Annotated in this window: 11 protein-coding genes and 2 pseudogenes; all 13 read right to left on the bottom strand. The window is 70.1% G+C overall.

What is annotated here, in order from left to right:
- Positions 1 to 15 precede the first annotated feature (15 nt).
- On the bottom strand, positions 16 to 909 hold the full coding sequence (locus ACYVF3_RS11325) for a Rossmann-like and DUF2520 domain-containing protein (RefSeq protein WP_461154176.1): 894 nt from the start codon (positions 907 to 909) through the stop codon (positions 16 to 18).
- A 161-nt stretch (positions 910 to 1,070) separates the two neighbouring features.
- A complete protein-coding gene (locus ACYVF3_RS11320) occupies positions 1,071 to 2,303 on the bottom strand; it encodes a PrsW family intramembrane metalloprotease (protein WP_461154175.1) in 1,233 nt (410 codons plus the stop codon).
- A gap of 59 nt (positions 2,304 to 2,362) precedes the next feature.
- Positions 2,363 to 3,391: a DUF6779 domain-containing protein gene (locus ACYVF3_RS11315; RefSeq protein ID WP_461154174.1), complete on the bottom strand. Its 1,029-nt coding sequence runs from the start codon at positions 3,389 to 3,391 to the stop codon at positions 2,363 to 2,365.
- A 116-nt stretch (positions 3,392 to 3,507) separates the two neighbouring features.
- Complete coding sequence (locus tag ACYVF3_RS11310) at positions 3,508 to 3,969, bottom strand: DUF3180 domain-containing protein (RefSeq protein WP_461154281.1); 462 nt, start codon at positions 3,967 to 3,969, stop codon at positions 3,508 to 3,510.
- A gap of 421 nt (positions 3,970 to 4,390) precedes the next feature.
- Positions 4,391 to 4,885, bottom strand: coding sequence for a 2-amino-4-hydroxy-6-hydroxymethyldihydropteridine diphosphokinase (gene folK / locus ACYVF3_RS11305; RefSeq protein ID WP_461154173.1), 495 nt, complete (start codon positions 4,883 to 4,885; stop codon positions 4,391 to 4,393).
- Positions 4,882 to 5,271 carry a dihydroneopterin aldolase gene (folB, locus tag ACYVF3_RS11300; RefSeq protein WP_461154172.1) on the bottom strand — a complete coding sequence of 130 codons (390 nt, stop codon included), beginning with the start codon at positions 5,269 to 5,271 and terminating at the stop codon, positions 4,882 to 4,884. The genes folK and folB overlap by 4 nt, the downstream gene beginning before the upstream one ends.
- Entirely contained in the window at positions 5,264 to 6,112 is an 849-nt protein-coding gene (gene folP, locus ACYVF3_RS11295; RefSeq protein WP_461154171.1) for a dihydropteroate synthase, read from the bottom strand. Before folP ends, folB begins: the two co-directional genes overlap by 8 nt.
- Positions 6,112 to 6,453 (bottom strand): annotated as a pseudogene (gene folE / locus ACYVF3_RS11290) (GTP cyclohydrolase I); the annotation flags it as partial. The gene folP and the pseudogene folE, both read right to left, overlap by 1 nt.
- Positions 6,454 to 7,422: 969 nt before the next feature.
- Positions 7,423 to 7,695 (bottom strand): annotated as a pseudogene (locus ACYVF3_RS11285) (GTP cyclohydrolase I); the annotation flags it as partial.
- Between the two features lie 80 nt (positions 7,696 to 7,775).
- Positions 7,776 to 10,061, bottom strand: a complete 2,286-nt coding sequence (gene ftsH / locus ACYVF3_RS11280; RefSeq protein ID WP_461154170.1) for an ATP-dependent zinc metalloprotease FtsH — start codon at positions 10,059 to 10,061, stop codon at positions 7,776 to 7,778.
- Between the two features lie 200 nt (positions 10,062 to 10,261).
- A complete protein-coding gene (gene hpt / locus ACYVF3_RS11275; protein ID WP_461154169.1) occupies positions 10,262 to 10,813 on the bottom strand; it encodes a hypoxanthine phosphoribosyltransferase in 552 nt (183 codons plus the stop codon).
- 76 nt (positions 10,814 to 10,889) lie between these two features.
- Positions 10,890 to 11,876 (bottom strand): tRNA lysidine(34) synthetase TilS, encoded by a 987-nt coding sequence (gene tilS, locus ACYVF3_RS11270; RefSeq protein WP_461154168.1) that lies wholly within the window; start codon positions 11,874 to 11,876, stop codon positions 10,890 to 10,892.
- A gap of 46 nt (positions 11,877 to 11,922) precedes the next feature.
- The gene (locus ACYVF3_RS11265; RefSeq protein WP_461154167.1) at positions 11,923 to 13,023 is read right to left on the bottom strand and encodes a zinc-dependent metalloprotease; all 1,101 of its coding nucleotides are present in this window, start codon (positions 13,021 to 13,023) and stop codon (positions 11,923 to 11,925) included.
- Positions 13,024 to 13,108: the final 85 nt, after the last annotated feature.

Below are 13,108 nucleotides of genomic sequence, written 5' to 3'. Positions count from 1 at the left end.
CGCGAAGATCGCGGATCAAGCCTGCTCCTCGTCGAGCGCCTCGCGCACCCGCGCGGCGACGTCGTCGCGCAGCATTCCGCTCCGCTCCGCCCGGAACGCCGTGCGCCGGGCCAGTTCCCGGTAGCCGGGAACGACATCCGGATCGGCGTCGGACAACGTGCGCAGGTGCCCGCGCACCGTTCCCGCATCACCGCGCACGACCGGACCGGTGTAGGCCCGGTCGCCGAGCCGCAGCGCGTTGTCCAGGGACGCCGACAGCAGCGGCGCCATCACCCGGCCCGGCACCTCCACCCCGGCGTCGCGCAGCAGCTGCTGGCACTCGTTGACCAGCGTGATCAGGTGGTTCGCGCCGTGGGTGAGGGCCGCGTGGTAGAGCGGGCGGGCCTCCTCCGGCAGGCGCACCGGCTCCATGCCCAGCTCGATCGCGATGCTCTCGGCGACGCTCCAGCCGGTGATCTCGTCGGCGGTGATGACCATGCAGGCGTCGGAGAGCCGCTCGACGTCCTCGGAGCGACCGGTGAAGGTCATCGCGGGGTGCATCGCCATCGGCAGCGCGCCGAGCGCGGCGGCCGGGGCCAGCGCGGCCACGCCCTGCGAACCCGAGGTGTGCACGATCAGCTGGGACGCGCGCAGCGCACCCGCGGAAGCGAGACCCCGCACCATGCCGGGGATCGCGTCGTCCGGGATGGCCAGGACCAGCAGTTCGGCACTGCCCGCGACCACGTCCGGCGGCTCGATCGGCACGCCCGGCAGCAGCTCCTCGGCACGGCGCAGCGAGGCGTCCGACACCGCCGAGACACCGACGACCTCGTGCCCGACCCGCTGCAGCGCGGCACCCAGGACGGAGCCCACCCGGCCGGCGGAGATCACTCCTGCTCGCAGCCGTGGGCCCGTGGGTTCAGCGGACATCGCCACGTGTTCCTCCCAAACCGTTCCAGTCCCGATACCGGGTACCAGACAGCGCCGCGAGAGTAGCCCCAACACCCCGGGCCGGGGCTACTCCACGCCCGCCAAAGGTGGCGAGAACCACCCTGGTGATGCTTCGCCCGCCACCTCGCGGAGGGCGGACCTCACGGCCGTGGTTTCGGGACCCGGCGGGTGAGCTCGTCGATGTTGATCCTGGCCGTCTGGATCGCTTCCTGCCGACCGGCGGCCGACCGGCGGGCCTGCTTGAGGTCGACGATCAGCTTGTCCCGCCGCGCGCGACGTGCGGCGCTGGTGGTGCGCCCCGCCTCCGAGCGGTGCTGCAGGAACGCCAGCTCGGTGACCGCGATCTGGTAGTCGCGCACCGACTTGGCGGCCTGGGGACCGGCGTGGCGCTTGACCTTGCGCAGCCAGCCCTGCCTGCCGGTCAGACTCGCCAGCAGCTCCATCTCGCTGCGGGCGACCAACCCGGCCCGCTCCAGCTTGGGCAGCTGCGCGACGACGATGCGCTGCTCGCGCTTGCGCTGCCACATGATCAGGGCGAACGTGCCGAGGAAGACCGGCACCATGATCAGGAAGTAGACGTTGATGAAGCCGGTCCCGCCGAGGAACGTCGCCGAGTTCCACACCGCGTGCAGCAGCACCGCGACGAGATAACCGGCGAGCAGCCAGCCCAACTGCTGGAGCCGGGTCCGAGCGCCCCACGCGAAACCGACGGCGATCCCGAACATCGCGGTGAACAGCGGGTGCGAGAACGGCGCGAGGACGCCGCGCAGCACGAACAGCGCGACGACCGCTCCCCCGGTCACTCCACCGTCGGCGAAGGCCTTGCCGAAGTAGAGGATGTTCTCGGTGAAGGCGAAACCGGCCGCGGTCAGCGACGCGTAGACGATGCCGTCGACCAGCCCGTTGAACTCGGCTCGGCGGCGCATCCACAGCCCCACCACGAACACGGCCTTGGCGGCTTCCTCCACCACCGGCCCTATCACCGCGGTCAGGAAGAAGCGGTGATCACCGTGGCCCATCAGCAGGTTCGCCACCGACTGCGAGGTGTTGTTGAGCAGCAGCGAGCAGGCCGTGGCACCGCCCGCGCCCCAGAGGAACGCGCCGATCATCAGCATCGGCGGTTCGGGCTCCCAGCGGTCGATCCACACCGTCGCGGCCACCACGACACCGACCGGGAGGAGGGCGGCGGCGGCACCGAAAACGGCGGGCAGAGCACCGACCCTGGACGTCGTGATCCCCAGCATGACCAGCCCGATCATCCCGAGCAGGATCAGACCGGCGATCGGCCAACCGACGGCGTGGTGCTTGCGGCTCTGCAGCCGGCGCGCGCGGGAGACGTCAGCGACCGCCTCCGCGTGATCATTACTCGACACGCCCCAGACCCTAGAGAACGCGAATCAGCACGGGTCCGATTGGTCACCTTCCGCCGCGTTCAGGAGCGACGACGGCGGCGGCGCTGCGTGTCGGAGGCTCCGCCGTAGGCCGCGATGAGGTCGTCGACCGAGGTGCCCGCCGTGTGCGCGCCTGCCGGGTCGGGCGCCGGGCTCGGCCGCTCGTAAGCGGTCCGGTCCGGACGCTGCGGCTCGGGACGCTGCGGCTCGGGACGCTGCGGCTCGGGACGCTGCGGCGCTTGCGCCTGCGGCGCTGCGGCCTGCGGTGCTGCGGCCTGCGGTGCCGGGTCCTGCGGCGCTGCGGTCTGCGTCGCCGGGGTCTGCGGGAATCCCTGCGGTTCCGGGCGCTGCGCCTCTCGGCGCTGCGAGAAGGCCTGCGCCATCTGCGGTTTCGGCGTCTGCTGCTCCGGTTCCCGCTTCGGCGCGTCGAGCGGCACCTCGCCGGAGAGCCGGGCCATCACGTCCGTCTTCGCCGCAGCGGAGGCCGGAACCGGAGCGGCCGCCTGCACCGGAGCGGGCTGCTTCTGCTGGACCGGCTGGTGGATCGTCTTGGGGCGCTGGGGCCGGTGCTGGACGAGCTTCGTCTCGCCCTGCGAACGCTCCGGCAGCGAGCGGACCCGCGTGGACTCCGCGCGCAGCGCGACCCGCTCGAAGAGCACGTCCCCACCGATCACCTGTTCCAGGGTCGTGCGCAGCTTGGTCAGCTCGGCCTGCAACGCGCGGATCTGCTCACCGGACTCCTCGGACGCGCGGCGCCTCGCCTCGGCCTCGGCTTCCGCCTCGTGCTCGCGGCGCGCGGCGATCTCGCGCTCCAGCTCCAGCTCGTAGATCCGCTGCTGGTCGGCGACGGCCTGCTCGCTCTCCGCCACCCGGTGCCGCAGCCGCGCCACCGCGAAAGCGCCCAGGAGAGCCGCCCACAGCGCCGCGATCAGACCGAGCCGGAGCATCCGGGCGTCGTCGCTGAGGACCAGCAACGACGTCGCCGCTGCGGCGAGCACGAGCGCGCCGCCCCACAGGAGGTTGGATCGCCCGCTGCCGGGGTCGTTGTCGGTAGTGCCGCGCTCGGACATGGCGCCACCGTACAAGGCGGTTATCAGTTCGAGACCTGAAGGTGAGCCAAACCCTCAGCACATTGCCCAGCGCAGCGGATGGGGCGCTGATCCGAACGGACCAGCGATGTGCGCGATCACTCGTCCTCGCAGGGGTCTTCGGGATCGTCGGGGTTGCGGAGGCAGTGCTCCAACCACAGTCCCGCGCCGATCAGCGCGGCCGCGCTGATCACCCCGACGACGGCCGCGAAGGTGTCCGACCGCGCGGCCTCCACAGTGCTCAGCATCGGCAGCAGGTGTCCGAGCAGTCCGATCCAGGCACCGGCCATGATCGCCCCGGCCAGCGACGACGCCTTCGCCAGCGCGACCGCTCGTGCTGCGGTCAGCGACTCGACGGGCTCCACGCCGGGCTTGCGCCGCACGCGGGGTTTCAGCACCGCGGCGAGCACCACGTCCACGACGGCGATCAGCAGCAGCGTCGCTCCGGCGAGCAGCGGGAGCGGTGGGAGATCCCCGTACATCAGGCGGGAGACCAGGAAGACGACCGCTGCGGCCACCAACCCCGCCGCGACCAGTTGTCCGGGCTTGGTGAAGCTCATCTGCTCAGTGCGCCGTGCCACCCCCCAAGCATCCCACCTCCACCAGATCCGCGAACGAGCCCGCCGGTTTTGGGTAGCTGCTTCGAATTCGGATCGCGGCAGCGCCCAGTTTTAGTCCAAACTGAGCAGACAAAACGGACACCGAAGGTCCTCGGTTTGGACTAAGGAGTCGTTTCAGAATGCGGCGGAGCCGTTGCTTCAGGTGTGGGACTCAGCCCGCACCGCCGCGGGTTCTCACACGCCGTCTGGGTGAGTACGCCGCGACGCCGTGTATTGGCATACATAAGTCGCGGCGCACGGAGCCCAGGCGGCGTGTGAGGTTCCGCTACCCGCACCGCCAAGCAAGGCGATACTGAAACGACCCCTAAAACTGGGAGATCGGGCACCGACGCTCCGGCGAGAACTCAGGGTCCCGGGCTCCCTAGTGGAGGGTCAGGTCCGCTCTGAGGTGGACGTCCTCGACGTCCGCGCTGGGGAGGGTCGCGAGGATGTCGGCGACCGGTCCGTGCCCGGGAACGCGGGCGTCGGGGTCCACCGCCAGCCACGGGATGAGGACCGTGGCGCGGCTCGGGGTTCCCGGGTGCGGGAGCACGAGGTCCGGGTGATCGCTGCGGACCTCGTCCACCACGACCACGTCCACGTCCAGCGTCCTGGGCCCCCAGCGCTGCTCGCGGACGCGTTCGGCCTGCCGCTCCAGCTCCTGGGCGCGGCGGAGCCAGCCCCACTCGTCGACGTCCGGGGACTCGACGACGAGGATCGCGTTGAGGAAGTCGGGCTGGTCGGTGACGCCCCAGGGCGCGGTCTCGTAGACGGGCGAGGCGGCGACCAGCGCGTCGGCGAAGCCCTCGACCGCCAGACGCAGGTAGCGCAACCGGTCGCCGAGGTTCGAGCCGAGGGACAGGACCGCTCGGCTCACGCCGGCACCACGTTGCCGCGCCCGCCCCTGCGGGAGCGCCGGATGGTGACCGCGACGTCGGCGAAGGCCAGCGGGATCGGCGCGTGCGGTTTGTGCAGCGTGACCTCGGCGGCGAAGGCGCGCTCGTCGCGCATCACCTCGTCGGCGATCTCGGCGGCGACGGTTTCGATGAGGTCCCGGGACGGACCGCCGACGATCCCGGCCGCCATCTCCGCGAGCTCGCCGTAGTGCAGCGTCTTGCTCAGGTCGTCGGTGGCCGCGGCATCGGCCAGATCGAGCCAGACGGTGATGTCGACCGAGAAGTCCTGGCCGTCCTGCTTCTCGTGGTCGAAGACGCCGTGGTTGCCGCGGACCTGCAGTCCGGTCAGCGTGATCCGGTCAGCCAACGCACTCTCCTCCGCTGCGCCACTCGGCGGTCACCGCCACCGCGTCCAGCGAGCGCCGCACGTCGTGCACCCGCACCCCCCACGCTCCCCTGTCCGCGGACAGCGCGGAGACCACGGCGGTGGCGGTCTCGCGGCCCTCCGGCGAGCGTGGAGCCCCGTCATCATCGGCCAGCAGCGTGCCGAGGAAGCGCTTCCGGGAAGCCCCGACCAGAACCGGGAATCCCAGGTCGATGAGGCTGTCGAGGTTCTGCAGCAGCTGCCAGTCGTGCCTGCCGGTCTTGGCGAACCCCAGGCCCGGGTCGAGCACGATCGCCTCCTCGGCGACGCCCGCCCGCACCGCCACGTCGACCTGCTTGAGCAGCTCCTCGCGCACGTCGGCGACCACGTCGCCGTACTCGGCGAGGGAGTTCATGTCCTTGCTGTGCCCGCGCCAGTGCATCAGCACCCACGGCAGGCCCGTGTCGGCCGCTACGTGCGCCATCCCCGGGTCGGCCAGGCCGCCGGAGACGTCGTTGATCACCGACGCGCCCGCGCCCGCGGTCGCGGCCGCGACCTTGGCGCGGGTGGTGTCCACGCTGACCGGGACACCGGCTGCGACCAGCTCGCGCACGACCGGCAGGACCCGCTCGATCTCGGTGGCCGCGTCCACCCGCTCCGAACCGGGCCGGGTGGACTCACCTCCGACGTCGATGATGTCCGCGCCCATGCGGTGCATCTCGACGCCGTGCGCCACCGCCGCCGCCCGGTCCAGGTAACGCCCGCCGTCGGAGAAGGAATCCGGTGTGACGTTGAGGATCCCCATCACCGCGCAGCGCGTCGGGTTCGGCAACTTCGGGTGCATCAACGCCCCCTGATCAGCGACAACGCCTCGGAGCGGGACGAAGCCGAGCTGCGGAAGATGCCGCGCACCGCCGATGTCGTGGTCGTCGAACCCGCCTTGCGCACCCCGCGCATCCCCATGCACAGGTGCTCGGCGTCGATCACCACGATCACGCCGCGCGGTTCCAGCTTGCGCACCAGGGCATCGGCGACCTGCGAGGTCAGCCTTTCCTGCACCTGCGGGCGCTTGGCGTAGAGGTCGACCAGGCGGGCCAGCTTGGACAGCCCGGTCACCCGGCCCTGCGAGTTCGGGATGTACCCGATGTGCGCGTTGCCGTGGAAGGGCAGAAGGTGATGTTCGCAGTTGTGCGTCAAATGCCCGCTGATCAGGAAGGTCGGGTGCGGTTCGCACTTGTAGCTGTACACCGTGTACGGCTTGGCCCCGTTCGCCTCAAGGCGCTGAACCGACTCGACCTTGACCCACTGCGACTCGATCAAGTCGGTGCGATGGGACTCCTGACTGAAGCCGTGCCGCAGCGGCCAGTCATCGGCGACCCACAGCCGCGAGACGTCGGGGCTCTTCGGCGTGAACCGAGCACCGAGCACCTGAGCAACGTCTGCCAGGAAGCCAGCGTTCATGCTCGTCAACATCCGGCCGCGCCCACTCTTCGACCGGAACCCGTCGCCATCGACGTAGCCGTTCAGAAAGCCGCGGAACGTGATCTCGTTGGACATCACGACTCGCGGGAACCGCTGCCTCTGGTGATGCGCGTCGCCCCCCACGTACTGCCTCACCAAATCCGCCAAGTACGACGACACGACTCGCACTCGGAAGCCTTCGACCTGGCGTTGGAGATAACCGGACGGCCTCTCGACCTCTTCGATCGACGCATCGATACCGAAGGCCTGGTCGAGTGCGTAGGCGAATTGCTTCGCGAAGTCACGGTCGTTGACCACCAACGAGACGCAGGTGTCGCCCACCGTGCCGTCCGAGCACAAGGCGCCCAGGACGTAACCGAACTCGTATCCCACCATCGGCTGCCACCGCTGACGGCACAACTTCCTCGGCGGGGTCCACTCGATGTAGGTCCCCTCCACGTCCTTGGCTTCCTGCCAACCCTGCGGGGTTGCCAGCGGGTGATCAGGAGTGACCTGGAATCGACCCTTCTCCGTGACGACTTCGACGAGTTCACGCTTCTCATGGGAGCTCACCCCGACGACTTCGGTCTGCTCGACCTTGCCATCGACGAGGGTCCAGAAACGATCTCCGAGCTGGACGTCCCGAGCGCGTTTCGCTCCACCGACCAAGTTGACGGTTTGCTTGCTCGGCACGCACTGCGAGTACACGGGGATGTCCCGCACCAGGACGAGTTCTTCGTGGGCCTCGTCGAAGGTCTTGTCCAGGACCTCGTCCGGGTCGGTGTAGAGCCCCGCGAACAGCTCGCGGTAGGCGCGGGCGACGCGCTGCGGCGTCTCCCTCAAGCCGTCGCGCTCGGGGTCCTCACCAGCTGCGAGGAGCAGTTCCCGGACCGCGGCCTCGGCGCGCGCCTGGTCGAACTGCGGGATGTGAAAAGAGCCGTCGGGGCGGGTGTCCCCCGCCCCGATCGGCTCGTCGACCGGGTTGGTCACTGTTGCTTTCCTCCACTGGCTTCGCAGCGCCCCGGCGGGCGCTGCGCCCGCCAGTATCAGCGGCCGTTGTTGCCGCTGCCGTTGTCCCTGGACGAGTCCTGGCCCTCGGGCCGTTCGGACTGCGACTCACCCTTCTCGGACGGCTGCTGGCCGCGTTCCCAGGAAGGGGTCCAGTTGTAGTTCGAACCGGACGGGTTGGTCGCTGGGGTCCATCCAGGAGGTGCACCGTAGTTCGGCGGCACCGCGGAGGGAACCTGCTGACCCGACTGCGGCTGCTGGTACTGCACCGTGCCCTGGTTGGCGCCGGCACCCGCCGGCTCCTGCTCCTGGACGGGAGCGGGCGTGCCGTTCTGCAGCTGCTCCTCGGTGTTCTGCGCAGGCGCCGGGGTCGGTTCCTCGGTGACCGGGGGCCACGGCTCACCGCGCTCCTTGGCCAGCTCACCCGGGGTCTTGACCGGCGGCTTCTCCGACGGGGTGCGCCCGCCGAAGTCGTTGAACGCGGTGATCCGCGGCCGCTTCTCGACCCGGGAGAAGACGCGCTCCAGGTCCTTGCGGTTGAGCGTCTCCTTCTCGATGAGCTCCAGCACGAGGTCGTCGAGCACGTCGCGGTAGGTGCTGAGCACCTCCCACGCCTCGGTGTGCGCGGCCTCGATCAGCCTGCGCACCTCCTCGTCGATCTCGTGCGCGACCTCCAGCGAGTAGTTCGCCTGCTGGCCGGCGGTGCGGCCCAGGAACGGGTCGCCCTCCTCCTTGCCGTACTTGACCGCGCCCAGCCGGGCGGTCATGCCGTACTCGGTGACCATCGCGCGGGCGATCTTGGTCGCCTGCTCGATGTCGCTGGAGGCACCGGTGGTCGGCTCGTGGAAGATCAGCTCCTCGGCGGAGCGGCCACCCAGCGCGAACACCAGACGACCGATCATCTCCGAGCGGGTCATCATGTCCTTGTCGTCCTCGGGGACGACGAGCGCGTGACCGCCGGTCCTGCCGCGCGGCAGGATCGTGAGCTTGTAGACCGGCTCCAGGTCGGGCATGGCCCACGCGGCCAGCGCGTGCCCGCCCTCGTGGTAGGCCGTGATCTTCTTGTCGCGCTCCGAGATGATCTTGCTCTTGCGCCGGGGTCCGCCGACGACGCGGTCGACGGCCTCCTCCAGCGCGACGGCGTTGATCAGCTGACCGTTCTCGCGGGCCGTGAGCAGCGCGGCCTCGTTGACCACGTTCTCCAGGTCGGCACCGGAGAAGCCGACGGTGCGCTTGGCCAGCCCCTCCATGTCGACGTCCTGCGACAACGGCTTGCCCTTGGAGTGCACGCCCAGGATCGCCTTGCGGCCCCGCAGGTCCGGGGCGGAGACCGGGATCTGGCGGTCGAAGCGGCCCGGGCGCAGCAGCGCCGGGTCCAGGATGTCCGGGCGGTTCGTGGCGGCGATCAGGATGATGCCGCCGCGCGAGTCGAAGCCGTCCATCTCGACGAGCAGCTGGTTCAGCGTCTGCTCGCGCTCGTCGTGACCGCCGCCGAGGCCCGCGCCGCGCTGGCGGCCGACCGCGTCGATCTCGTCGACGAAGATGATGCACGGAGCGTTCTGCTTGGCCTGCTCGAACAGGTCGCGGACGCGGGAGGCACCGACACCGACGAACATCTCGACGAAGTCGGAACCGGAGATCGAGTAGAACGGCACGCCGGCCTCGCCTGCGACCGCGCGGGCCAGCAGGGTCTTACCGGTACCGGGCGGGCCGTAGAGCAGCACGCCCTTCGGGATCTTCGCGCCCAGGGCCTGGTAGCGACCCGGGTTCTGCAGGAAGTCCTTGATCTCGTGCAGTTCTTCGACGGCCTCATCGGCACCGGCGACGTCGCCGAACAGCGTCTTGGGCATGTCCTTGGTCAGCTGCTTGGCCTTGGACTTGCCGAAGTTCATGACGCGGTTCCCGCCGCCCTGAACGTTGTTCATCATCCACATCAGCAACAGCACGAGCAGGCCGATGGGGACGAGGTAGAAGAGCATCTGCACCCAGAACGAGTCCTGGGTGACCTTGGTGTTCCAGTTGGGCACGTTGGCGTTGCGAATCTCCCCGACCACCTGCTCTGTCGAGCCGGCGGGGTAGTTCGCGATCAGCTGGTTGCTGCCCTGGAAGTTCTGGCCGTCGTTGAGGGTCAGCCGGACCCGCTGCTCCTTGTCCTCGATGGTCGCTTCTTTGACCTTGCCCTGGGTGATCTGCTCCAAGGCCTGCGAGGTGGAGACTTCGCGGTAGGCGCGAGTCTCGTCGAAGAGCACGCTGAATGCGTAGATCAGCAGAAACGCTGTCAGGATCCACAGCAGCGGGTTGCGGAGCAGGCGCTTTCGGTCCATTCACTTGCGGCCGACGGGCGGCCTCGACCCTCCCTGACTGTTACTTCGGGTGACGGCCCCTGATGCGGACACCCACCGTCAACCCCTTCAGACCAGCGTACCGGCCGATGCGCGGGCACGACCATGCCGCGCCCAGCACAGGGCGCCCAGCCTACTAGGATCGCCCCGCCCGGAGCGGGCGGGACGATCGAACCAGCGCATCACACGCCCGAGGTGTAGACCCGCGGGTCGAGGGTGCCGATGTAGGGCAGGTCGCGGTAGCGCTCCGCGTAGTCGAGGCCGTACCCGACGACGAACTCGTTCGGGATGTCGAATCCGACGTAGTTCACCGGGACGTCGACCTGCACGGCGTCGGGCTTGCGCAGCAGCGTGCAGACCTCCAGCGACGCGGGGTTCCGCGACTTGAGGTTCTTGAGCAGCCAGGACAGCGTCAGACCGGAGTCGATGATGTCCTCGACGATCACCACGTGCTTGCCCGCGATGTCGCGGTCCAGGTCCTTGAGGATGCGCACCACTCCGGAAGAGGAGGTGGACGAGCCGTACGAGCTGACCGCCATGAACTCCAGCTGCGCGGGCTGCGGCAGAGCGCGGGCGAAATCGGTCATGAACATCACCGCGCCCTTGAGGACTCCGACCAGCAGCAGATCACCGCCCTGCTGGTAGTCCTCGTCGACCTGCTTGGCCAGCTCCGCGACCTTGTCCTTGATCTGCTGCTCGGTGATGAGCACAGAAGCGATATCGCCGTCGTACACGGCTCGGCTTCCCCTCTTGTCGGATCAACAATTCCCCAAGCCGGAGACCCGCCCCGACGATCGTGCCGGCGCACCGTCAGCCATTCGGCGGCTTGCGGTCCGCCGTCTCCACCCGAAGCCTGCCATGCGCTCGGCGCAGCACAAAGTCACCCGGGAGCGCCGGGCCGCCCTGCCCCCGCCACTCGGCGATGAGCGCGTCGGCGGAGCGCAAGTGCGCATCGGTCATTTCGGGCACGCCTTCGTCTCGGAGCCAGTCCCGCAGCACGCGCCGCCGGATCGCGGCCGGGAGCACCTTCAGCGCGCCGCAATCCAGGCCTTGATCGGCGCGGATGCGGGAGAGCTCCACCTCGGCGACGGCCTCCAACGCCTCGGAGTCCTCGCGCAGCTGCCGCGCGGTGCGGGCCAGGGCTCCCGCGACACCGCCCTGCAGCACGTCCTCCAGCAGCGGGAGGACCTCTGTGCGCAACCGCACACGGGTGAAGCGGGAGTCGGCGTTGTGCGGGTCCTGCCACGGGTCGAGCCCCTGGGCCAGGCACGCGGCCTCGGTGGTGGCCCGGCGGACCGGCAGGAACGGGCGCGCCCACGGCTCGTCGAGCGACCGCATGCCGGCGATCGAGCGAGGACCGGAGCCGCGGCCGAGCCCCATCAGCACGGTTTCGGCCTGGTCGTCGAGGGTGTGGCCGAGCAGCACCAGCGAACCGCTGGGGCGTTCGGCCCGCAGCGCTGCGTAGCGCGCCTTCCGCGCGGCGGCCTCCAGACCGCCCATGCCGTCCACGGCGACCCCCACGACCTGGGCGGGAAGTCCGAGCCCGGCCAGCTGCTCGACCGCCGCGTCGGCGACCGCCTGCGAGCCCACCTGCAAGCCGTGGTCGACCACGATGGCCTGCGCGCTCGCCCCGACCTCGCGGGACACGTGCGCCACCGCCGCGGCCAGCGCCAGCGAATCCGCACCACCGGAGCAGGCCACCACCAGCGGTGCGCCCTTGAACGGCGCGGCCTCGGCGGACTCCAGCAACCGCCGCACGGCGGTCCGGGTCTCACTCACAACGGGCTCAGGCGGCATCCTCCGATTCTCCCCGCCCGGAGCGGACCCGCGCGGTTGGGAGACCTCAGCCGTGAACCCTGCGGATCCAGGCGTCCGGCTCGGTGATCTCGGAGCGCGTGGGGAGGTTGTCGGGCTGGGCCCAGACGGCGTTGAAGCCCGTCATGCCGACCCGGTCCACGACGTGGTCGGTGAAGGCCGCGCCCTGCGCGTACTGGCGGATCTTGGCGTCCACGCCCAGCAGGCTGCGGAAGATGCGATCGAGCAGGCCGCCTCCGTTGCGGCGGTCGGTGAAGCGCTGCCGGATGGTGCCGACGCTGGGCACGACCTGCGGTCCGACGGCGTCCATCACGTGGTCGGCGTGGCCCTCCAGCAGCGTGGAGATCGCGATGATCCGGTCCAGCGCGGCGCGCTGCTCCGGCGACTGGAGGAGCTCCAGGACTCCGACGATCCCGGGGCTGGAATCCGCCCGGCGGCCCGAGCGGGCCTCGCGCACGACGTTCGGCAGCCTGCCCAGCAGCTCGGCGTTGCCGCCGTCCATCTGGGAGAGCAGCTGGCCGAGGCCGGCGGCGAAGTGCTCGCGCAGCCACGGAACCGCGTTGAACTGGAGCCAGTGCGTCGACTCGTGCAGGCACACCCACTTGAGGAAGTCGTCGGAGGGCACGCCCAGCGACTGCTGCGCGGCCACGATGTTCGGCGCGACCAGCAGCAACCGCCCCCGCTGGCCCTCGACACCGGACTCGCCGTAGGGGTCGAACTGGCCCAGGACCTTGCTGCCCAGGTAGGCGAGCACCACCCCGGCCTGCACGCCCGCGCTGCGAGCGCTGATCTCGCCCATGAGCTCGCCGCGCTCAGGCAGCGAGTCCGCGGCGGACAGGGCGGCACCGGTCAGCTCGGCCAGGCCGAAGGCCGCACCGCGCGCCCAGTCCGGCCGGTCCACCACGTCACCTTCCACGACCGGCAGGTCCAGCCCCAGGCCGGTCAGCTCGCGGACGTGGGTCTCGGCTTCGACGCTGAACCGCCGCAGCGAGCGCACGGCCCGCTCGGCGTCCGCCCTCGGAACCTCCGGTCCCGGCCGCATCAGCCGGACGGCGGTGCCCACGGCGACGTTCCAGTCCAGCGCCTTGGGCGTCTCAGCGGACGGCAGGGTGGCGAGTCGGGCGTTCACCTCCCTGACGGTACCCGTCGGAACGCTCGGGAGGTATCAGGCTTTCGTGCCGTGACCAGGGGTTAAGGATCTCGCAACCGGGGAA

It is taken from the genome of Saccharopolyspora tripterygii, assembly GCF_054778355.1.
Note: the sequence above shows the minus strand (reverse complement) of the source record. Positions and strands in the feature narration are given on the sequence as shown.